Genomic DNA, 22,047 nt, shown 5'->3' with positions numbered 1-22,047 from the left:
CAGCATGGAAAAGATCACCCACTTCATCGGCGGCCGTCGCGTCGACACCAACAGCGACCGCTACGCCGACGTCTTCAACCCGGCGCTGGGCGTAGCGGTGGCGCGCGTCGCGCTGGGCACGGCGGACGAAGTCAATGACGCCGTCACCGGCGCTGTCGCCGCCTTCCCGGCATGGTCCAACACGCCGCCGCTGACGCGTGCACGCGTGCTGTTCAAGTTCCTGAATCTGATCCAGCAGCACGCCGACGACTTCGCCGCCATCCTGACCCGTGAACACGGCAAGACCTTCTCCGATGCGCAAGGCGAAGTCGCGCGCGGCATTGAAGTGGTCGAGTATGCAGTCGGCATTCCGCAAATGCTCAAGGGCGAATACACCGACCAGATCGCGCGCGGCATCGACGCCTGGTCGATGCGCCAGCCGCTGGGCGTGGTGGCCGGCATCACGCCGTTCAACTTCCCGGCGATGGTGCCGATGTGGATGTTCCCGATCGCGCTGGCCTGCGGCAACTGCTTCATCCTCAAGCCGTCCGAACGCGATCCGTCGGCCTCGCTGCTCATCGCCGAGCTGCTGCAGCAGGCCGGTTTGCCGGACGGCGTGTTCAGCGTGATCCAGGGCGACAAGGTCACCGTCGATGCATTGCTCGATCATCCGAAAGTCAAGGCCATCAGCTTCGTCGGCTCCACGCCGATCGCCGAATACATCTACGCGCGCGGCAGCGCCAAGGGCAAGCGCGTGCAGGCACTGGGCGGCGCCAAGAATCACATGGTCGTCATGCCGGACGCCGACATGCAAGTCGCGGTGGATGCGCTGATCGGCGCGGCCTATGGTTCGGCCGGCGAGCGCTGCATGGCGATCTCGGTCGCCGTCGCAGTAGGCGACGCCGGCGACAAGCTGGTCGCGGCACTGGCGGAACGCACACGCAATCTGAAGATCAACGACGGCATGGAAAAAGATGCCGAGATGGGTCCGGTCGTTACTGCTGCGGCAAAAGCGCGTATCGAAGGCCTGATCGGAAAAGGCGTTGAAGAAGGCGCGACGCTGGTCGTGGACGGTCGCGGCTTCAAGGTTCCCGGCCGTGAAAATGGTTTCTTCGTCGGCGGCACGCTGTTCGACCACGTCACGCCTGAAATGAGCATCTATAAGGAAGAAATTTTCGGGCCGGTGCTGTGCGTGGTGCGCGCGCCCGACGTCGCCACTGCGGTCGAACTGATCAACGACCACGAATACGGCAACGGCGTCGCAGTCTTCACGCGCGACGGCGGCGTGGCGCGCGAGTTCGTGCGCCAGATCGAAGTCGGCATGGTCGGCGTCAACGTGCCGCTGCCGGTGCCGATGGCGTTCAGCAGTTTCGGCGGATGGAAGCGCAGCCTGTTCGGCGACCATCATGTCTACGGTCCGGAAGGCGTGCGTTTTTATACCCGCGCAAAAGCAGTGATGCAGCGTTGGCCGAACACCGCCAGCGCCGGCGCCGAGTTTGCGTTCCCGCAGATGAAGTGACCCTGGAAGAAAAATGAAAACGGCGATTTCTTCATAGAAAAAACGGCATGAGCAAACCTCATGCCGTTGCCGTTTCCAGAACCGGTTTTTCCATGTGAAGTATTGGTGCGAGAGATGAAACTGATGGTGCAGAACGATACTGGAAATGCACCGTCATCTTCTGAAAGAGAGGATTAAATTCATCAAAAGAAAAATCCCTCCGTGAAGTAATTCACGTAGCATGCAGTAACGCGAAAAAAACAAAAATGCGAACGTGCAAAGAGACACGATCATGCAAACATTCGCGCCAGTAAAAATATAAAAACGAACAGAGACATCCAACCAGGAGGAGCAAACATGATCCATCGTCATCATGCATTGCGACGTTCGCACATTCGCGTGCGCACAAGGTCGCAAAATCGTCATCTTCACGCTGCTTTTACCGAGGTAAACGCGGTGCGTTCGCCGCTGTCACCACACTAGATTCCTCACGCATTTTTTCATCTCCGAGCACGATGATTTTTTGTCGTCACGGGCATGGAACTTGCGTCACAATACCCCGACTCAATTGCACAATTGCTGATCAACCCTTTCAATGCGCAGTCATTTTTTGGAGATGTGAACATGATGAAACGCCGCGATTTTCTCAAGCTGTCAGCCCTCGCCGCACCAGGCGCGTTGTCCTATACCGACGTCTTCGCACAAGCCGATGCGATCCAGTTCGGTTGCCCCGTTCCGATGTCCGGCCCTTTCGCCGCCAACGGTAAATACGCCGACATGGGCATGAAGCTGGTGCTGCAGAAATACGGCAAGGTGCTCGGCAAGAACCTGAGCTACACCACATTGGATACCGAAGGAAAACCGGCGACCGCCGTGCGAAAAGTGCAGGAAACGATGGAAAAGGGCACGCGCTTTTTCGCCGGCGGCATCCTCTCCGGCGAAGCGCTGGCGATGGGCAAGGAAGCGGAAAAAGGCGGCGGCATTTTCATCACCACCGCAGGCGCCGATGAAATCACCGGCAGCGATTGCAATCGCGCCACCTTCCGCTGGTCGGTGCCGACCTTCGGGGCGATCGAACAAACCGTGCGGCCGCTGCTGGAAAAAATGCCGAACGCAAAACGCTGGTACACCATCACGCCGCAATACGTGTTCGGCGACGGCCTGCTGAGCGCGGCCAAGGCGATCTTCAAGGAAAAAGGCATCGAACACGTCGGCAACAGCTACCACTCGCTGGCGGAGAAGGAATTCAGCGGCTACCTCACCAATGCCATGGCGGCCAAGCCGGACGTCCTGCTGTTGCTGAACTTCGGCTCGCAATCGTCGGACACGCTGCGCCAGGCGGTCAGTTTCGGCATGAAGAACAACTGCACGATCCTGATGGCCTGGGCTTCCGGCCTGGAGCAGTTCGAAACCCTGGGCGCGGATATCTGCGACGGCGTGTACTTCGGCGCGCAGTACTGGCACGCCATTGACGCACCGTTCAACAAGGAATTCGTCAAGACGGTCAACGACGCGCTGAAGATCGATCCGAACTACAGCCTGGCCGGCTCCTACATCTGTACCAAGATCGTGCTCGACGCCATCATCAAGGCCAACAGCACCGATCCGAAGGCAGTCATCGCAGCCATGGAAGGGATGAAGTACGAGGGCCTGACCGGCACCGAAGAAATCCGCAAGGGCGATCACCAGGTCATCAAGAACTACTACCTGCTCAAGGGCAAGGCCAAGTCGAAGATGCGCAACAAGAACGACTATGCGGACATCATCTCGTCCGGCAAGTCCTTCCTCGCGCTCGACAAGACGATGTGCAAATTGACCTGATCGGGTTGATGTAGGTTTGTTTCTGCGCGGCGCCGTGCACCTCCCTCGCACGGCGCCAATTCCGCACATTACTGCAAGCTGCTTGCACAAGCGTTTCGAGGTTTCATGAATATCTATCTGCTGCAAATTGCCAACGGCATCGGCATCGGCATGCTGTATTTTTTGCTGGCGGTGGGCCTGTCCATCGTGTTCGGCCTGCTGCGTTTCGTCAATTTCTCGCATGGCGCATTCTTCCTGCTGGGCGCTTATCTGTGCTTCCAGCTCGGCGAAATGGGCGTCAATTTCTGGTGGTCGCTGCTGGTCGCGCCCGTCGTGGTGGGCTTGTTTGCGTTCCTGGTTGAGCGCTTCGTGCTGCGCCACATTTATGCCTTGCCGCATCACTTCCACATTCTGTTTACCGTCGGCCTGGCGCTGGTGTTGCAGGAGGCAGTGATCTCTTACTGGGGGCCGCTGGGCAACAATATTTCGCCGCCGGATCTGCTGCAGGGCGTGGTCATGGCCGGCGGTTTCGTCTATCCGAAATATCGCCTGTTCGTGATCGCGTTCACCGCCGTGATGGCGCTGTTGTTATGGTGGATCCTCGAAGGCACGCGCCTCGGTTCCATCGTACGCGCCGGCAGCGAATCGACGGAGATGGTGTCGCTGCTGGGCCTGAACATCGATCGCATTTTCAGCCTGGTGTTTGCGCTGGGCGCGTTCACCGCCGGCCTGGCGGGCGCGCTGGCGGCTCCGATCCGCGGCGTCGAGCCGTTCATGGGCGTGGAGGCGCTGGGCATCGCATTCGTGGTCGTGGTGATCGGCGGCCTCGGCAGTTTCTCCGGTGCGCTGGTGGGCGGCATTCTGGTCGGCATCGTGCAGAGCGTGATGAGCACGGTGTGGTCGGAAGGCGCGCATCTGATGATTTATGTGGCGATGGCGGCGGTCATGCTGTTGCGTCCCAACGGCCTGCTCGGCCGCGCCAGCTGAGGAGACGGCCATGAAACATATCGCTCATTTCCGCTTCACCCTGCTGGCCATTGCCGTGGTGTTGCTGCTGCCGCTGTGCGTCGGTTCCGGCACGCTGGCGACCGAAGTGCTGATCTTCGCTTTGGCGGCGCTCGGTTGCAACCTGCTGCTCGGCTATACCGGCCTGATGTCGTTCGGCCAGGGGATTTTCTTCGGCATCGGCAGCTATGCCACCGGACTGGCGCTGTTGCACCTGAAGGCGCCGCTGCTGATTTCGCTGATGATCGCCGCCGTCATCGGCGGGCTGATTGCTCTGCTGGTGGGCTGGTTTTCGATTCGCCAGCGCGGCACCTATTTCGTCATGCTGACGCTGGCGTTTGCGCAGATGTTCTACTTCCTCGCCTACACGATGAAGGACATCACCGGCGGCGACAACGGCCTGCTCGACATTCCGCGTCCGAACCTGTCGGTGCTGGGCCATACGCTGTTGCCGACGACCACGTCGTGGCAGTACTACAGCTTCGTCGCGATCCTGTTCGTGGTGGTGTTCTGGCTGCTGCAGCGCGTGGTGGATTCGGTACTGGGTCGCACGCTGCTGGCGGTGCGCGACAACGAGGCGCGCGCATCCGCGGTGGGCTACGACATCACCTTGCTGAAGCTGGCGGCGTTCGTCATCTCGGGCGCCGTGACCGGGCTTGCGGGCGGCTTGCACGCGATGATGACCGGCGTCGCGCCGCTGTCCAACATCGAATACCACACCAGCGAATCGATCCTGATCATGACCGTCATCGGCGGCACCGGCAATCTGTTCGCCTCGGTGCTGGGCGCATCCTTCTACGTTCTCGTCGGCAACTGGCTGTCGACCCTGTGGCCGCGCTGGCTAATGCTGCTCGGCTTCCTGCTGATCGGCGTGAGCCTGTACATGCACAAAGGCTTGTACGGTCTTGCGCAATCGCTGCTGCAACGCATTCGCCCGGGCGCGAAACCTCGCATCGACGTCGCCAAGGAGATCCACTGATGAGCACATCCATCCTCAAGGCCGTGAACGTCACCAAGCGCTACGGCAAGTTCACCGCAGTCAACAACATCACGCTGGATATCCTGCGCGGCACCGTGCATTCGGTGATTGGCCCGAACGGCGCCGGCAAGACCACGCTGTTCCACACGCTGACCGGCACCACGCCGATCACCGAGGGCAGCATCCTGGTCGAGGGCGAAGAGGTTTCACACCTGCCCGGCTACAAGCGCGTGCGCAAAGGCCTGGCGCGCTCGTTCCAGGTGACGAGCCTGTTTCCCAACCTGAGCGTGCGCGAGAACCTGCGGCTGGCGGCGCAAGGCACGCGCCCCGCGCAGGCGCTCAATCCATGGAAGCGGCCTGAGTTGCTGCGTCAGGCTTGCGACGTGGCCGAACAGCTGGTGGTGCGCCTGAGCCTGCAAGGCGTCGCGGACCGCCTGTCGTCGGAGCTCTCGCACGGCCAGCAACGCCGGCTGGAAGTCGGCATGGCGATGGCGGGACAGCCGAAGGTGATCTTCCTCGATGAACCGACCTCCGGCATGGGCATCGACGACATCGCCGACATGAAAAAACTGATCCACAGCCTGCGCGACAATTACACCGTCGTGCTGATCGAACACAACATGGACATCGTGATGGACATCTCCGACAGCATCACGGTGATGCAGCAGGGGCAGATCCTGGCGCAAGGCAAGCCGGACGAAATCCGCAACGACGAACGCGTGCGCCGCGCTTATCTGGGCAGCATGATCACAGGTGGAAAGAAAGCGGAGAAGGAAACGGGAGAAGCGTCATGATCCTCAGCGTACAGGACATTCACGGTTACTACGGCAAGAGCCACATCCTGCAAGGCGTGTCGCTGGACGTCGCGGCCGGCGAAGTGGTGACGCTGCTGGGCCGCAACGGCGCCGGCAAGAGCACCACCTTGAAGAGCATCGTCGGCGTGGTCCAGCCGCGCCAGGGCAAGGTCATGTTCGAAGGCAATAACGTCGCCGGCCTGCCGGCCTACAAGATTGCTGCGCGCGGCGTGTGCCTGGTGCCGGAACATCGCGGCATCTTCAAGCTGCTGACGGTGGAAGAAAACCTGACCATGGCGGCGCGCAAGGATTCTGCCTGGGGACTGGAAGACGTGTACAAGATCTTCCCGCGCCTGAAGGAGCGCCGCAAGAACGGCGGCGGCCAGTTGTCTGGCGGCGAGCAGCAGATGCTGGCGATTGCGCGCGCGCTGATGACGCATCCCAAGGTGCTGATGCTGGACGAACCGGTCGAGGGACTGGCGCCGGTGATCGTCGACGAGATCGTCGCGCAGATCAAGCTGATCAAGGCGACCGGCATGTCGATCATCCTGGTCGAACAGAATCTGGCGGTGTGCACGCAACTGGCGGATCGGCATTACATTGTGGAACAGGGGCGCGTCGCCTATACCGCGACCAATGCGGAATTCCTCGCTGACGACAGCGCGAAAGATCGCTATCTTGGCGTGAATTTGGCGGCCTGATTTGCTCTCCAAGCCGACGGAACAATCAACGAATTTGACGGAATCATCATGAACACGAAAACCAGCATCACCAATTTACGCATCGACGGCAAACGCCTGTGGAACTCGCTGATGGAACTCGGCGCCATCGGCGCAACGCCGAAGGGCGGCGTCTGCCGCCTGGCGCTGACCGACCTCGACAGGCAGGGCCGCGACCTCGTCAGCAGCTGGGCGAAACAGGAGGGCATGAGCGTCACGGTCGATCAGATCGGCAACATCTTCATGCGGCGCGCCGGCCGCAACAACGACTTGCCGCCCGTCGTCACCGGTTCGCATATCGACACGCAGCCGACCGGCGGCAAGTTCGACGGCAACTACGGCGTGCTGGCCGGCATGGAAGTGATCCGCACCCTCAACCAGCACAACATCCAGACCGAAGCGCCGATCGAGGTCGCGGTGTGGACCAATGAAGAAGGTTCGCGCTTCGTGCCGGTGATGATGGGTTCGGGCGTGTTCTGCGGCGCATTCACGCTGGAGCATGCCTACAGTGCGACCGACGTCGACGGCAAGAACGTCAGGGACGAACTGGCGCGCATCGGCTATATCGGTGAACAAAAGTGCGGCGATCATCCGATCGGCGCGTATTACGAAGCGCACATCGAACAGGGGCCGGTGCTGGAAAACGCCGACACCGTCATCGGCGTGGTGCCGGCGGTGCTCGGCCTGTCGTGGTACGACTGCACGGTCACCGGCTTCGAATCGCATGCCGGTCCGACGCCGATGGAAATCCGCAAGGATGCACTGCAGGTCTCAACGTACATCATGCAGGAGGTCGTGGCGATTGCGAACCGCTATCCGCCCTACGGCCGCGGCACCGTCGGCCAGGTGCAAGTGATGCCGAACAGCCGCAACGTGATTCCGGGCCAGGTGAAGTTCTCCATCGACCTGCGCAACGTCAGCGATGAAACGCTGAACCGGATGCACGAAGACTTGCTGGCGTATCTGGAGCAAACCCGCCAGAAGACCGGATTGAAAATCGAACTGGAACGCGTGTCCTACTTCCCGCCCTGCCCCTTCCATCCCGATTGCGTGGGTGAAGTGCGCAATGCATCGGCCATGCTCGGCTACGCCACCATGGATGTGGTTTCCGGCGCCGGCCACGACGCCATCTACGCCGCGCGCCTGGCACCGGCCGGGATGATTTTCGTACCGTGCAAGGATGGCGTGAGCCACAACGAGATCGAGGACGCCAAACCCGAGCATCTGGAAGCCGGGGCCAACGTGCTGCTGCATGCCATGCTCGCCAGTGCAAAAGTAGTCTGAACATCGCCAAGGAAATGTCATGCCGTTAAAGATTGTCGTCGCCCGCCTCAACCACGAGACCAACACCTTCTCGCCGATCCCGACGCCGCTGGAAGCCTTCCTGCCGCAATGGGATGGCGCCGCGTACAAGGACCAGAAAGGCGCGCGTACCGCGATGGGCGCTTTCCTCGATATCGCCGACGGCATGTCCGCGACCATCGTGACGCCGTTGGCAGCGACCGCCAATCCGAGCGCGACCGTGGCGGCCGATGCCTATACGCTGATGACCGATGCGATCGTGCGTGCCGTCGAAGGCGGCTGCGACGCCATCATGCTGGACCTGCATGGCGCCATGGTGGCGGAAAATGCCGACGACGGCGAAGGCACGCTGCTTGAACGCATCCGCAAGATCGCGCCGCACGTGCCGCTGTGCGTGGCGCTCGACCTGCACGGCAACGTCACGCAGAAGATGGTCGACAACGCCGACATCATCGTCAGCTTCAAGACTTATCCGCACATCGACATGTTCGAGACCGGTGAACATGCCGGCCGCCTGCTGGTGGAATTGCTGCAGGAGAAATCGCGCCCGGTCACCGGCTGGCGTCAAGTGCCGCTGCTGTCGGCGACGCTGACCAGCAATACCTCTGCGTCGGCCATGCAGCGCGCGGTCGAACGGGCCAAACTGGCCGAGCGGCAGGCGGGCGTATTGGCGGTGTCGGTGCTGGCGGGATTCCCGCTGTCCGACTTCCGCGATGCCGGCATGTCGGTGGTGGTGGTGACCGACAACGATGCCGCGCTCGCACAACGTGTGGCCGATGACATCGCACAACAGATCTGGGCCGAACGCGACGACTTCGTCTACGACAGCCAACCGCTGCGCCAGTCGCTGGCGCATGCGCGCGAGATGGCCGCCGGTCCCGGCAAGGGGCCGGTGCTGTTGCTGGATCACAGCGACAACGTCATGTCGGGCGGCACCTGCAACACCATGGACGTATTGGAAGCGGCGCTGGCCGAAGGCATGAGCGGTATCGCCGCCGGTCCGATCAGCGATCCCGAAGCGGTCGCGCAATTGCTCAAGGCCGGCGTCGGCACCTCTGTCACGCTGGCGGTCGGCAACAAGGTGGCGCTGACGCAGCAGGGCATCGTCAAGACCCCGCTGCAACTGACCGGCAAGGTGCTGGCGATCACCGACGGCGTGTTCCGCGTGTCCGGTCCCATCTATACCGGCTCAACCATCAACATGGGCAGCAGCGTGCTGTTCGATACCGGCGCGGCGAAGATTGTCATCACCGAAGAGCGCGTGGAGCCGTACGACCTCGGCGTGTTCACCAGCCTCGGCCTCGATCCGGCCGCCATGGACTACGTAATCCTGAAGTCGCGCATGTATTGCCGTCCGGTGTTCGTCCCGATCAGCAAGGGCTTGGTGGAATGCGACTCCGACAGCGGCGGCCCGACCAGCTCCAACTTCGACCTGTTCCCTATCCGCAAGGTGCGCCGTCCGGTCTATCCCTTGGACGCGGCCACGCCGTCGCCGGTCTGAATACGACGATGCCGCTGACGAGCGCGCAGAGCCGCAAGGACAGCGCCAGGGCCAGATTGTTGCTGCTCGTGCTGGGCGTCCTCTGGGGACTCAACTGGCCCGCGGTGAAAGTATCGCTGAGCGGAATTTCACCGTGGACCTTGCGCAGCATCGGCCTCGGGGCGGCGGCGTGCACGCTGTTCGTACTGGCATTCGCGCGCGGCCGCAGCCTCCGCATCGGGCGGCGCGATCGTCCGCACATCGTCATGACCGGCCTGCTCAACATTGCGCTGTTCAACATCCTGCTGACCTTCGCCCAGCTCGGTGCGGCGACTTCGCGCGTGGCGATCATCACCTATTCGATGCCGTTGTGGGCGACCCTGTTCGCGCGCATTGCGCTCGGAGAAAAACTCGATCGCGTACGCAGCATGGGCCTGGCGTTCGGCGCCAGCGGCCTGGCGGTGCTGATTGCCCCGCTGATCGGCGGCGGCCTGCTGAACCTGCCGCATGGCATCCTGTATGCACTGGCGGCGGCGCTGGCCTGGGCGGCCGGCACCGTCTACATGAAATGGGCGAGGATCAATGCAGAGCCACTCGCGATCGCCGCGTGGCAATTGCTGATCGGTGCGCTGGTGGCGCTCACCGGTCTGCTGTGGTTTGAGGGATGGCCGCACCTGGATCCGGGCACGCTGCCTGTGCCGGTAATCTGCGCGCTGGCGTATCACGTCTTCTTTGGGATGGCAGCAGCCTACATCCTGTGGTTCGAAATCATCGCCAGGCTGCCTGCCGGCATCGCCGCGCTCGGCACGCTGCTGGTGCCGGTGGTCGGCGTCAGCAGCGCGGTGCTACTGCTCGGCGAACGTCCCAGCGCGCCGGACCTGCTGGGCTTCGCGCTGATCTTCGGCGCCGCCGTATGCGTGCTGCTGCCGGCGGGCGCCCTGTGCCTGCGCAAGGCCTGATCAGTTCTGCATCGCCTGCAACGAGTTGACGAAGGCGGTGTTGAGCACGTGGTGCGGCACATAGAGCAAGTCCGTCACCGTCTCCGGCGCCAGCGCGCGCGAAAAGAAAAATCCCTGTCCGAAATCGCAACCGATGTTGCGCAGGTGATCGACTTGCATCTCGGTCTCGGTGCCTTCGGCCACCACTTCGATGCCGAGATTGCGTGCCAGCGTCATGATGGTCTGCACGATCTGCAGGCGCTCGCGATCCTCGTTCATGCGCATGACGAAGGAACGGTCGATCTTCAAAACGTCCAGCGGAAAACGGTGCAGGTAGCTCAGGGATGAATAGCCGGTGCCGAAATCGTCGACGCTGAAGCGCACGCCGATCTCGCGCAGCTGCGACAGGATGCGGATGGTGCGCTCGACGTCGCCCATGGTCACGCTCTCGGTGATCTCCAGGCGCAGTGTGTTGGGATCGATGCCGGTCTCGGCGACGATCTGCTTGATCTGGTCCACCAGATTGGGTTGCACAAACTGGCGCGGTGAAATGTTGACGCTGATGGTGAGCGGCTTGGCGCGCGGAAATTGCCGGTGCCACTGGTGCATCTGACGGCAGGCCTCGCGCAGCACCCACATGCCGATGTAGAGGATCAGGCCGGTGTCTTCGGCGACGTCGATGAAGTCGCCCGGATAGACCAGCTCATCCGGTCCGCGCTGCCAGCGCACCAGCGCCTCGACGCCGACGATGGTGCCGCCCTGCAATTCGATGATGGGCTGGTAGTGCAACACGAATTCATTGTTCTTCAAGGCGTGGCGCAGCGCGGTCTCCATGGCGAGGCGGCTTACCGCGCCCTTGCGCATGCTGCGGTCGAACACTTCGTAACGGCTCTTGCCCATCGTCTTCGCGCGGCCCACGGCAAGGTCGGCATCGCGCAGGACTTCATCTGCAAGTGTGTGCCCGATGTCGCCGAACACGATGCCGATGCTGGCGCTGGCGTAGATTTCCTGGTCGCGGATCAGGAACGGCAAGGCCATCGCGGCCTGGATCCGCTCGGCGATGCGCACCGCTTCGCCGACATCGTCAATGTCGCTCAGCAGCACCGTGAATTCGTCGCCCCCCATGCGCGCCAACGTGTAGCCCGGGTTGACGCCGCCGGCGCCCTGCTCTGCGGATGAGGCAGGATGATCCGGACGCAGGGCATTCTTGAGACGCGCCGCCACCTGGATGATCATGGCGTCACCGGCAAGATGGCCGAGACTGTCGTTGACGATCTTGAAGCGGTCGAGATCGATGAACAGTACCGCGAAGCGCGCGTTGTCGTCGTCCCATTGGCGTTGCAGCGCCTGTTCCAGCTGCTGCAGGAACAGGCTGCGGTTGGCCAGTCCGGTCAGCGCATCGTGCGAGGCGTCGTGGGCCAGGCGGCACACGGCTTGCGTGCGCTCGGCGACACGGCCGAGGCGCGTGCCTATCTGGCGCATGAGATTCATCAATCGCAGCAATTGATCGTCGAGCGACAAAATACGCACCGAGAAAAATTCCAGCACCGCAATGACTTCGCCGCCACTCATCACCGGAAAGGCGATGGCTGCGCGAATGCCGACCGCGCGAGCGACGTCGGCGCGCAACGCGTCGCGGTCAGCGCCGAAATTGACGATCCAGAGCGGCGCGGCTTCCTTGAGCACGCGTCCGGGCAAGTCTTTCTCAGCGAGGAATTGGGGGTCGCCGGACATGCAGCGGAAGGCGGAAAATTCGGACCGGTTGGCGCCATGCCAGATGCCGCTGGAAACCAGGGCGGAGGGCTTGGCGCCCTTGCGCACGTGGAAGCAATGGCCAAGCGGCCAGCCGGTATAGCGACAGATCTCGTCGACGGCGAATTGCAGCGCCTGGTCGAGCGTATCTGCTTCATTGGCTGCGGCGGTGACGGCTTCAAGCACCTGCAAGCGGCGCAGGCGGCCTTCCATAGCGGCATCGGCCTGCACGCGGGCGTCGCGTTCACGCACCAGCGACTGCGTCAGCTTTTCTAATTCCGCAGCATGCGCAGCCGCGTCCGGTTTTGTTGTCATGTGATCGTGAGGGTGATCGTGAAGTGAGTGACACGGCGACCATGCGCATTGCCGTGGTGCACTTCCGAAGCCTTGGATTATAGCGGCACGTTATCACTATTGCATGGTTGCCTTTCGGTCATATTGTCTTAATTTGTGCTCCTTCCTGACGCAGAGTTGACAAAAGGCCTGACAAAGCATCGCTCACCTTCGGTTTGAAGCCATTTCGCTGTGATACGCTGGACCGATAACAATAATTCAACGCCCGCGCACACCGGCGCGGAAATGAAAAGCAGTACGGGAAAAGGAGACGGCCATGAAGAACTACAGGATAGGTGTACGGCTCGGTATCGGTTTCGTGGCGATGCTGATGTTGATGGCGGTCATGGTGGGCATCGGCGTTTGGCGCCTGCAAGGTATCGGCGACGCCACCGACGACATGGTGAAAAATGCCCTGCAGAAAGAACGTACGGCCAATCAATGGCACGCCGCCATCAAAGAGAATGGCGTACGCACCTTCGCCGTGATGCGCAGCGAAGATGCGGAATTCCAGAAGTTCTTCCAGGCTCAGATCGACAACGAATCGAAGCGCATCAGCGTAGTGCAAAAGCGCGTCGAAGCGGCAGTCACTTCTCCCGAAGAAAAGCAGCTGTTCGACAACGTCGGCAAACTGCGTACGGCGTATCGCACCGCGCGCGAAGATATTTTCAAGATGAAGGCGGCCGGCAAGGTGGAGGAAGCCAAACAGCTGACCAACACCACGCTGGTCAAGATGATGGACGAGTACGCGAACAGCGTGCTCAAGTATGCCAACTATCAGACCCAGGTCATCGACGATGCCGCCGGCGACATTTACCAGAGCTACCAGTCCGGACGTACGCTGCTGCTGAGCCTGGGCCTGATCGAACTGGTGCTGGGCGGCCTGCTGGGCTGGCTGCTGACGCTGAGCATTACGCGTCCACTCAACGAAGCGGTGAGCATCGCCGAGACGGTGGCTTCCGGCAACCTGACCTCGCACATCGACGGCAGCGGCAAGGATGAAACCAGCAAGCTGTTGCAGGCGCTTAAGACCATGAACGACAACCTGCTCAATATCGTCGGCGAAGTGCGCAGCGGCACCGATACCATCGCCACCGCCTCCAGCGAAATCGCCACCGGCAACCTCGACCTGTCGGCACGCACCGAAAGCCAGGCCGGCGCGCTGGAAGAAACCGCTTCCGCGATGGAGCAGCTGACCTCGACCGTGAAGCAGAACGCCGAAAACGCGCGCCAGGCCAACCAGCTCGCCGTTTCGGCATCCGAAGTCGCGGTCCAGGGCGGCAGTGTGGTCGGCCAGGTGGTCGACACCATGGGCGAGATCAACGAGTCATCGCGCAAGATCGTCGACATCATCAGCGTGATTGACGGGATTGCTTTCCAGACCAACATCCTGGCGCTGAACGCCGCCGTGGAGGCCGCGCGCGCCGGCGAACAAGGCCGCGGCTTCGCCGTGGTGGCGTCGGAAGTACGCAGCCTGGCGCAACGCTCGGCTTCGGCCGCCAAGGAAATCAAGTCGCTCATCGACGATTCGGTCAACAAGGTCGGCTCGGGTACGCGTCTGGTGGAGCAAGCCGGCAAGACCATGACCGAAGTGGTGGCGAGCGTCAAACGCGTCACGGACATCGTCGGCGAAATCAGCACGGCCAGCCAGGAACAGAGCGACGGCATCGAGCAGGTCAACCGCGCCATCACGCAGATGGACGAGACCACGCAGCAGAATGCCGCGCTGGTGGAGCAAGCCGCCGCAGCGGCGCAATCGCTGCAGGATCAGGCCAGCACGCTGACCCAGGTGGTGAGCGTGTTCAAGCTGGACAATACCGGCGTGACGGTCAAGCCGGCGCTGCGCACACTGGACATCACGCCGCAGCGCAAGCCGGCAGCAGCGACACGGACCCGCGTGGCGCAAGCGGATACGCCGAAGCTGAACCAGGCGCCGACGCCGGCCAAGGCATCCGAAGGTGAGTGGGAACAGTTCTGACCGCGCTATAGCGCGAGATGGCGCTCGGGAAAGCCAATGAAAAACGCCGGCATGCATGCCGGCGTTTTTCATTGTGGAATCGGATCTGCGCTTTACGCGGCCAGCGCCTTTTCCAGCAACTGATGCAGTTCGGCGAACTGCGGCTCGCCGACATAGCGCTTGAGGATGCTGCCATCCTTGCCGATGACAAAGGTGGTCGGCGTCAGCTTGACGTCGCCGAAGGCCTTCGCCAGCGTGTCTTGCGGATCGAGCGCGACCTTGAACGGCAGCTTGCGGGTTTCGGTGTAGTTGAGGACGTAGTTCGGCGGATCGTAGCTCATCGCGACGGCAACGAAGTCCAGGCCCTGGTCCTTGTACTTGTTGTAGGTCGAGATCATCTGCGGCATTTCACCGACGCAGGTGGTGCAGCTGGTGGCCCAGAAATTGACCATCACGACCTTGCCGCGCAGGTCCTTGAGCGCGACTTTCTGGCCGTCCAGCTTGACGAAGGTCACATCCGGGGCGGCATTGCGCGCCGACAGCGAGCTGTAGCCGAACAAGGCGACGGCGGCAACGACGGCCAGTCCGCCCAGCTTGAGGCCGAGGCGACGGCGTGGCGCGGCAGCTGGTGCGGGCGTTGCAGTGGTGGCGTTTTTGGCTTCCATGTTCTTTCCATAGCGGCATTGCCGGATGGCAAGGCGACAACATCAAACCTTGCCACGGCATCCGGAAACATCAGTCGATCGGCACATTATAGACGCACGATGAAAAAACCGCCGGGCCATGAACGATCATGGACGCGGCGGTTCGGCCTGCTGCAGTGACTTGCCCTGCGACGGTGGCCGACTTACTTGGCCGGATCCGGCGGCGCCTGGCGGGAGTACTGCTTGAGTTCTTCTTCCGAAATGTATTCGTACAAGGTCACGACCTTTTGCACGCCGCTCACGCCGCTGGCGATATCCGCACCGCGCTTGCCTTCACGTTCGGTCACACGTCCCATCAGGTAGACGATGCCGCGCTCGGTGGTGACCTTGAACGCGCTGGAGTACAGGTCCTTGGCGTCGACCAGGCTAGCCAGCACCTTGCTCGTCACGAGTGCGTCACCCGAACGCGACGAGAAGTTGGACGAACCGGAAATGGCCAGTTCATTGAACACGCCTTCGACGCCTGGCAAGCTCTTGATCTCGCGTTCGGCGGCGGCCTTGGAGGCTTCGTCAGGCACTTCGCCGCTCAGCAGAACCTTGCGATTGAAGCTGGTGACATTGACGTGGGAACCTTGCGGCACCACGCCGGGGATGTTGGCTTCGCCCTTGACCACGATGGACTTGTCCTCGGTCTGCGCACCCAGCGTGCGACGGTCGGTAGCGGCAAACGTGCCGGCCAGCAAACCGCCGGCCAATACGCCGAAGCAGCCCTGCAAGCCGATCGCGAGCATGCCGCAGACGGCAGCGGCGGCCAGCGGACGGCGCAACTTCAACAATGTGGTCCAGCCAGCCTTGGCATCATTCATGCACATCACCTCCAAAGAGCGCGACATCGATACCGTCGCAAATACAATGTAAAGTCACCAGATGCACTTCCTGGATGCGCGCGGTACGGTCATGCGGCACACAGATATGTACGTCGGCGTCGGTCAGTTTCTTGCCGATGGCGCCACCGCCCTTGCCGGTCAGCGCCACTACGCGCATGTCGCGTTCCTGGGCGATTTCGATCGCCGCCAGCACGTTGCCGGAATTGCCCGACGTCGAGAACGCCAGCAAAACGTCGCCGGCCTGGCCGAAGGCCTGGACCTGCTTCGAGAAAATTTCCTGGTAGCTGTAATCGTTGCCGACTGCGGTCAGGATCGAGGTGTCCGTGGTCAACGCCAGCGCCGGCAGGGGCAGGCGCTCGCGTTCAAAACGACCCACCAGTTCGGCGGCGAAATGCTGGCAGTCCGCTGCCGAACCGCCGTTGCCGCAGGCAAGAATCTTGTTGCCATTCGACAGCGCCGTGAACATAAGTTCAATCGCCTGTTCGATCGGCTGCGCCAGCACGGCGCCGGCGTGGATCTTGAGTTCGGCGCTTTCCTGGAAATGCGAAAGGATACGTTGATTGGTCATGATGCGAATAGGTTTAGCGATGAATGGGGAACGGGATTATCGGGTCAAGTCGCCCGGATTGCCGGCCTGAAACGGGCCGACAGCGGCAGGCAGGGCCGATAAGCTCGCCAATTATAGTGTAGTTGGGGGAGCGTTCCGCTTATGCAAGCACGAAAGAAGCGTATCAAAATGCTTCAGGAGTTGCTTCCACGGCATTTTTCAGCCAGTTCATGCGGTCGCCGTCGTAGCAGATCACATCGAAGCGGCAGGCTGGCGGCATGCGGTAGCGCTGCAGGAAGATCTGGGCCGCGACGATCAGGCGGCGCTGCTTGGCGCGCGTGACGCTGGCCAGCGCGCCGCCGAAACTGTCCTTGCTGCGCTGGCGCACTTCGACAAACACCAGCGTGTCGCCGTCCTGCATGATGAGATCGATTTCGCCGCCCTTGCAGCGAAAGTTGCGCTCAATCTGGCGCAAGCCTTCGCCGCACAGGAAAGCCAGCGCGGCATCCTCGGCGGCGTCGCCGCTGACTTGCTTGCTGGTGCGGGTGCGGGCGCTGCCGCGCAGCCGGTCGAACAAAGCCATGTCCGCTCAGCGCTGGTCAGCCACCGGGACCGCGACGCCGTCCTGATACACGGCCTGGGTTTCCTTGCGCTGGAAGTACGTGGCGCCGGCGCCCATGTTGGCGTTGATCTGGCCCGTCACGCCGTCGATGTCGAAGCCTGAATGCTGCGCCGCGATTTCACTGGCGACGCGGAAGGCGTCGATGCCGAGCGCATACAGGCGCTCAAGGTCGGCATTGGGCTTGCCGTCGGCATTGGCGACCGAGCGCGGATAGGCTGCCACTGCAGCATGGTCGGCCTGCAATTGCCATGGCATGTCGATCAGGTGCACGCCATCGAGTTCGGGCAGGCGGCTGTCGTTGGCCGGCGGCGCGGTATTGGCGGCAGCGGCTTTCGCCGCAGCGTTGAGCGCCGCGGTCGCGCCGGCCAGCGTCAGCGGATTGAGTTGCGACGTACCGTACAGCGGAATCTCGCTGCCGATGGCGCTGCGCAATTGAATGGTCTGGGCGGCGTCAAGCGCCACGAACAGCAAGGCCGGCTTTTCCGCCTGGATGCGTTGGCTCAGTTGCGCCAGGCCGCTGGCGCTGAGTGCGTTGTTGGGTACGCTCAGTTCGAGGTTGTCGACCGTCAGGCCGATCTGCCGGGCTTGCTGGGTGAAGGCTTTGGCGGCGCGGCGCTGCCAGGCGACATTGGTGGAAACCGAAAAAATCTTGCCGGGCGCCTTGACGCGTTCAGCCCACGTGGCCACCTGGCGCGCTTCGTCCTCGATCGACAAACCCATCAGCAGCAGTTGGCGCGGCAGGCGCTGGTCGGCGCCGTCGGGAAGATCCGGCTGCGCCAGCGCGATGGTCGGCTTCACGACGTTGTTCGATTGCGCCAGCGCGGTGACGGCGCTGCGCGCCAGCGGGCCGACGATGATGTCGTACTTGGCGGCGGCATCGTTGTACGCGTTCAGCACGTCCTGCACGGCGTCGCCGGTTTCGATGATGGTGATGACGAGATTGTCGCGCGTGCGTTCGGAGGCAGTCAGGAACCCGGTGCGCACCGCATCGGCGGCGGCGCCGAATACGCCAGAGCGCAGCGGCAGCAGCAAGGCCACCCGTTTTGGCGGCGGCGCGTTGTCGCTCTGCGCGAGCGGTGCCGGTTCAGCAGCCGCATTCCCGGCATTGTCGGCAACGGTTGTATTTGCCTGCACGGAAGCGCACAATCCGCTCAGCATGACAGTCTGCACGATGACTTTCGCCCATTTTCCCAACATTATCTTCTCCAATGAGTCACCCCAACTCCAGCGCGGCAGCCGCGTCGTCAGTCCTGAGCGAGGCCGCGCAGCAGACCTATCCTGAGTCGGCATTATATGTGCTGGCCACGCCCATCGGAAATGTTTGCGACGTGACGTTGCGTGCTTTGCACGTCCTGACCATCGCCGACGCCGTCGCCTGCGAAGACACCCGCAACACCAGCCACCTGCTCACGCGCTACGGCATCAGCCAGACGCTGATCGCGGCGCATGAACACAACGAACGCGAAGCCGCCGACAAGATCATCGCGCGCCTGCAGCAAGGCCAGCGCATCGCGCTGGTGTCGGATGCCGGCACGCCGGCGGTGTCCGATCCTGGCGCGCGCATCGTCGAGGCGGTGCGCGCGGCGGGGCTGCGCGTGGTGCCGCTGCCGGGTCCATCGGCGGCGGTGGCGGCGCTGTCGGCCAGCGGATTTGTCAACGATGCGTTTCGCTTCATCGGTTTCTTGCCGAACAAATCCAGGCAGCGCGAACATGCGCTGCAAAAACTGGCAGCCGACACCGCCACGCTGGTCTTCTACGAAGCGCCGCATCGCATCGTGGAAACCGTCGATGCGTTGCTGCAGGCCTTCGGCCCCGAGCGTCACGTGGTGCTCGGCCGTGAACTGACCAAGCTGTTTGAAACCGTGCATCGCTGCCCGCTGGCCGAAGCGCCGGCCTGGCTGGCCGAAGACAGCAACCGCCAGCGCGGAGAATTCGTGGTGCTGGTGGAAGGCGCGGCGGCGGCTGGCGATGACGACAATGCCGAAGCCGAACGCGTGCTGCGCATCCTGCTGGAAGAATTGCCGCTCAAGCAAGCGGCGGGACTGGCCGCGCAAATCACCGGCCAAAAGAAAAACGCGCTCTATGAGCGCGCTTTGCAGATCAAGGATGCGGGCTGAAGCGTTGATCTGGCGATGCCATATAGTGCTATCAGTGCACGGCCGATTTTGAAAACAGGTTGAGCACGACGACGCCGACCAGAATCAATCCCATGCCGATGATGGCCGGCAGATCCAGCGACTGGCCGTACAGGAAATACGCCACCACCGAAATCAGCACGATCCCCAGCCCCGACCAGATCGCATACACGATGCCGACCGGGATCGATTTCAACGTCAGCGACAGGCACAGAAACGCCACTGCATAACCGATGACCACCACGATCGACGGCACCAGGCGCGCAAAGCCCTCGGCGGCGCGCAGGGCGGAGGTGGCAATGACTTCGGCCACGATGGCGATGCCCAGCAATAAATAGGGATGCATGTATCTGTTCCTGTGCAGGTGTGATGTAGAAAGGATCAGCGGGCTCAGCGCTCGACCACGAACGGCGTCACGCTACTGCGCTGACGCACGATCTGGGCGGCATCCATGGCCGCCGGGCGAGTGGCGTAAGGGCCGGCATACAAACGATACAGGCCGTTGACGACGATGGTTTCCATTTTTTCGACGGCGCCGTTGAGGCTTTGCATCAGCTTGTCGCGCGCAGCGACGGCGTTGGCCTCCTGCGCGTAGGCGCCGAATTGCAGATAGAAGCCGCCGGCCAGCGCCGTACCGGCCGGTGCGGCGGCATCGGCGGTGGCCGGCGGTGGCGCCGTCGTCATCGCCACCGGGACGATCTGGCCGGGCGGCGCGACGCTGCCGACCGAGACCGGTTCGGCTGCGGGCGCAGCGGCGGTGGTGGCAGTGGTGGTGTTCGGAATCCCGTTGCGCTTGTTCTCCGCCATGCGGGCGATTTCGTCAGGCAACAGGCGCTCGACTTCCAGCTCGCTGCTGCCGGAGGAGAGGTAGCCGAGCTTGAGCGCTGCGGTATAGGACAAGTCGATGATGCGCGTCGAATGGAACGGCCCGCGGTCATTGATGCGCACCACTACCTGCGCGCCGGTCTTCAGGTTGGTGACGCGTGCATAGGATGGGATCGGCAATGTCGGATGCGCAGCCGACATCTTGTACATGTCGTACAGTTCGCCGGACGAGGTCTTCTGGCCGTGGAATTTCTTGCCGTACCAGCTGCCGATGCCGCGCTGCTTGAACGGCCGGTTGTCGCTGATCGGGGTGTAGGTCTTGCCGAAGACGGTGTAGGGACGCAGCGCCGATTTCGAATACGGTTCGACGCGCGGCTCGGCATCGGGTGTGTCAAGCAAGCCTTCCGGCGGCTGGTCGCCCGGACCGTCGTCCTTGTAATAGCCGCCGCGGCCGGAGCCCGCAGCCGGCAGCGCCGGCAAAGGCTTGCCGTTGGCGCTGCGCGCTGTCGACGTGGACGTGGACGTCGTCGCCGACGGCGACGGATTGAGCGGCGGCGCACTGCTGCACGCCGCCAGCGCCAGCGGCGCCAATAAGGACAGCCAGCGCATCATGCGCGGCGTCGTGACAAGAAAATCCCGCATTTCAATGTTCCCTGAGTCTCGGTTGTTTTAGGGCCTGTTAACAGGCCCTAGATCGAGCGCAACGATACCAGAGTATCGGCAACCCCCGCCAGCGTTGTCAGGTTTGCACTAGTTTGCGATGGCGCTGAATGCTCATCAGGATACCCGCGCCCAGTCCCAGCGTGACCAGCGCGGTGCCGCCGTAGCTCATGAACGGCAACGGCACGCCGACCACCGGGAGGATGCCGCTGACCATGCCCATGTTCACAAACGCGTAGGTGAAGAAAATCATCGTGATGGAGCCGCCCAGCAAACGCGTGAACAGCGTCGGCGCGTTGGCGGTGATCATCAGGCCGCGCCCGATCAGCAGCAGATAGAGCACCACCAGAATGCTGTTGCCGATGAGGCCGAACTCTTCCGAGAACACCGAGAAGATGAAGTCGGTGGTGCGCTCGGGGATGAATTCCAGGTGGGTCTGCGTACCCATCAGCCAGCCTTTGCCGGTGACGCCGCCGGAACCGATGGCGATGGTCGACTGGATGATGTGGAAGCCCTTGCCGAGCGGATCGGAAGTCGGATCGATCAGCATCATCACGCGCTGGCGCTGGTAGTCGTGCAGCACCGACCAGACCACCGGCAGGCTGGCGGCGCCGGCGACGGCCAAGCCGGTCAGCACCTTCCACGACAGGCCGGCGAAGAAGATCACGTAGAAACCAGCCGCCAGCACCAGCACGCCGGTGCCGAGGTCGGGCTGGCGGATGATCAGGCCGACCGGCACCGCCAGCAGCAATCCGGCGATCAGAAACACATGCCAGCGGATCATGCCTTCGCGCTTCTGGAAGTACCACGCCAGCATCAGCGGCATGGCGATCTTCATGATCTCGGATGGCTGCACGACCATGCCGATGTTGAGCCAGCGGCGCGAGCCTTTCTTGACGATGCCGAACAAGGCCACCGCAATCAGTAGCGTGACGCCGACCGTGTAGATCGGCACGGCGAAGCGCAGCAAGGTCTGCGGGGAGACGTTGGCGGCGATCCACATCACGATGAAGGCGATCAGGATATTGCGCAGCTGGTCTTCGACGCGGCCGGGGAAGTTCATGCCGGCCGAATACAGCGTGACGATGCCGACCGACATGATCAGGAAAATGATCAGCGACAGCGCGCCGTCAAACACCGCCAGGTGCGGTTTGATGATTTGCCAGAGCGGGGGGCGGTGCAAGTTCATCT

At 62.4% G+C, this 22,047-nt stretch carries 20 protein-coding genes; 11 read left to right on the top strand and 9 right to left on the bottom strand.

Annotated elements, in window-relative coordinates; translation table 11 throughout:
• Positions 1 to 4: 4 nt before the first annotated feature.
• The 9 genes from F506_RS04520 to F506_RS04480 all read left to right on the top strand — a co-directional run bounded on the left by F506_RS04520 (position 5) and on the right by F506_RS04480 (position 10,515).
• Positions 5 to 1,498 (top strand): CoA-acylating methylmalonate-semialdehyde dehydrogenase, encoded by a 1,494-nt coding sequence (locus F506_RS04520; RefSeq protein WP_053195534.1) that lies wholly within the window; start codon positions 5 to 7, stop codon positions 1,496 to 1,498.
• 606 nt (positions 1,499 to 2,104) lie between these two features.
• Positions 2,105 to 3,298 carry an ABC transporter substrate-binding protein gene (locus F506_RS04515; protein WP_053201250.1) on the top strand — a complete coding sequence of 398 codons (1,194 nt, stop codon included), beginning with the start codon at positions 2,105 to 2,107 and terminating at the stop codon, positions 3,296 to 3,298.
• A gap of 105 nt (positions 3,299 to 3,403) precedes the next feature.
• Positions 3,404 to 4,264 (top strand): branched-chain amino acid ABC transporter permease, encoded by an 861-nt coding sequence (locus F506_RS04510; RefSeq protein WP_053195533.1) that lies wholly within the window; start codon positions 3,404 to 3,406, stop codon positions 4,262 to 4,264.
• 10 nt (positions 4,265 to 4,274) lie between these two features.
• Positions 4,275 to 5,261: a branched-chain amino acid ABC transporter permease gene (locus tag F506_RS04505; RefSeq protein ID WP_053195532.1), complete on the top strand. Its 987-nt coding sequence runs from the start codon at positions 4,275 to 4,277 to the stop codon at positions 5,259 to 5,261.
• Positions 5,261 to 6,055 (top strand): ABC transporter ATP-binding protein, encoded by a 795-nt coding sequence (locus F506_RS04500; RefSeq protein ID WP_053195531.1) that lies wholly within the window; start codon positions 5,261 to 5,263, stop codon positions 6,053 to 6,055. The genes F506_RS04505 and F506_RS04500 overlap by 1 nt, the downstream gene beginning before the upstream one ends.
• Complete coding sequence (locus tag F506_RS04495) at positions 6,052 to 6,756, top strand: ABC transporter ATP-binding protein (RefSeq protein WP_053195530.1); 705 nt, start codon at positions 6,052 to 6,054, stop codon at positions 6,754 to 6,756. Before F506_RS04500 ends, F506_RS04495 begins: the two co-directional genes overlap by 4 nt.
• Positions 6,757 to 6,804: 48 nt before the next feature.
• On the top strand, positions 6,805 to 8,058 hold the full coding sequence (locus tag F506_RS04490) for a Zn-dependent hydrolase (RefSeq protein ID WP_053195529.1): 1,254 nt from the start codon (positions 6,805 to 6,807) through the stop codon (positions 8,056 to 8,058).
• 19 nt (positions 8,059 to 8,077) lie between these two features.
• Positions 8,078 to 9,577, top strand: a complete 1,500-nt coding sequence (locus tag F506_RS04485; protein ID WP_053195528.1) for a M81 family metallopeptidase — start codon at positions 8,078 to 8,080, stop codon at positions 9,575 to 9,577.
• An 8-nt stretch (positions 9,578 to 9,585) separates the two neighbouring features.
• On the top strand, positions 9,586 to 10,515 hold the full coding sequence (locus tag F506_RS04480; protein WP_053195527.1) for a DMT family transporter: 930 nt from the start codon (positions 9,586 to 9,588) through the stop codon (positions 10,513 to 10,515).
• On the opposite strand, the gene F506_RS04475 is transcribed toward F506_RS04480, so the two are convergent.
• Positions 10,516 to 12,561: a putative bifunctional diguanylate cyclase/phosphodiesterase gene (locus F506_RS04475; RefSeq protein ID WP_053195526.1), complete on the bottom strand. Its 2,046-nt coding sequence runs from the start codon at positions 12,559 to 12,561 to the stop codon at positions 10,516 to 10,518.
• A 295-nt stretch (positions 12,562 to 12,856) separates the two neighbouring features.
• Here F506_RS04475 and F506_RS04470 point away from each other — a divergent pair, with 295 nt between their 5' ends.
• Positions 12,857 to 14,557 carry a methyl-accepting chemotaxis protein gene (locus F506_RS04470; protein WP_053195525.1) on the top strand — a complete coding sequence of 567 codons (1,701 nt, stop codon included), beginning with the start codon at positions 12,857 to 12,859 and terminating at the stop codon, positions 14,555 to 14,557.
• A 92-nt stretch (positions 14,558 to 14,649) separates the two neighbouring features.
• On the opposite strand, the gene F506_RS04465 is transcribed toward F506_RS04470, so the two are convergent.
• The 5 genes from F506_RS04465 to F506_RS04445 form a co-directional block, all read right to left on the bottom strand.
• On the bottom strand, positions 14,650 to 15,201 hold the full coding sequence (locus tag F506_RS04465; protein WP_200907712.1) for a peroxiredoxin family protein: 552 nt from the start codon (positions 15,199 to 15,201) through the stop codon (positions 14,650 to 14,652).
• A 182-nt stretch (positions 15,202 to 15,383) separates the two neighbouring features.
• Positions 15,384 to 16,046, bottom strand: coding sequence for a BON domain-containing protein (locus F506_RS04460; protein WP_053195524.1), 663 nt, complete (start codon positions 16,044 to 16,046; stop codon positions 15,384 to 15,386).
• A complete protein-coding gene (locus F506_RS04455; RefSeq protein WP_053195523.1) occupies positions 16,039 to 16,635 on the bottom strand; it encodes a phosphoheptose isomerase in 597 nt (198 codons plus the stop codon). The genes F506_RS04460 and F506_RS04455 overlap by 8 nt, the downstream gene beginning before the upstream one ends.
• 163 nt (positions 16,636 to 16,798) lie before the next feature.
• On the bottom strand, positions 16,799 to 17,197 hold the full coding sequence (locus F506_RS04450; RefSeq protein WP_053195522.1) for a YraN family protein: 399 nt from the start codon (positions 17,195 to 17,197) through the stop codon (positions 16,799 to 16,801).
• Between the two features lie 6 nt (positions 17,198 to 17,203).
• Entirely contained in the window at positions 17,204 to 18,433 is a 1,230-nt protein-coding gene (locus F506_RS04445) for a penicillin-binding protein activator (RefSeq protein ID WP_053195521.1), read from the bottom strand.
• Between the two features lie 11 nt (positions 18,434 to 18,444).
• Between F506_RS04445 and rsmI the strand changes: the two genes are divergently transcribed.
• Positions 18,445 to 19,353, top strand: a complete 909-nt coding sequence (gene rsmI / locus F506_RS04440) for a 16S rRNA (cytidine(1402)-2'-O)-methyltransferase (RefSeq protein ID WP_053195520.1) — start codon at positions 18,445 to 18,447, stop codon at positions 19,351 to 19,353.
• 31 nt (positions 19,354 to 19,384) lie between these two features.
• On the opposite strand, the gene F506_RS04435 is transcribed toward rsmI, so the two are convergent.
• The 3 genes from F506_RS04435 to rodA all read right to left on the bottom strand — a co-directional run bounded on the left by F506_RS04435 (position 19,385) and on the right by rodA (position 22,045).
• The gene (locus F506_RS04435; protein ID WP_053195519.1) at positions 19,385 to 19,717 is read right to left on the bottom strand and encodes an SMR family transporter; all 333 of its coding nucleotides are present in this window, start codon (positions 19,715 to 19,717) and stop codon (positions 19,385 to 19,387) included.
• A 44-nt stretch (positions 19,718 to 19,761) separates the two neighbouring features.
• A complete protein-coding gene (locus tag F506_RS04430) occupies positions 19,762 to 20,838 on the bottom strand; it encodes a septal ring lytic transglycosylase RlpA family protein (protein WP_053195518.1) in 1,077 nt (358 codons plus the stop codon).
• A 97-nt stretch (positions 20,839 to 20,935) separates the two neighbouring features.
• Entirely contained in the window at positions 20,936 to 22,045 is a 1,110-nt protein-coding gene (gene rodA, locus F506_RS04425) for a rod shape-determining protein RodA (protein ID WP_053195517.1), read from the bottom strand.
• Positions 22,046 to 22,047 lie beyond the last annotated feature (2 nt).

Source organism: Herbaspirillum hiltneri N3 (genome assembly GCF_001267925.1).
In the GTDB taxonomy this organism is placed as follows: domain Bacteria; phylum Pseudomonadota; class Gammaproteobacteria; order Burkholderiales; family Burkholderiaceae_D; genus Herbaspirillum; species Herbaspirillum hiltneri.
Note: the sequence above shows the minus strand (reverse complement) of the source record. Positions and strands in the feature narration are given on the sequence as shown.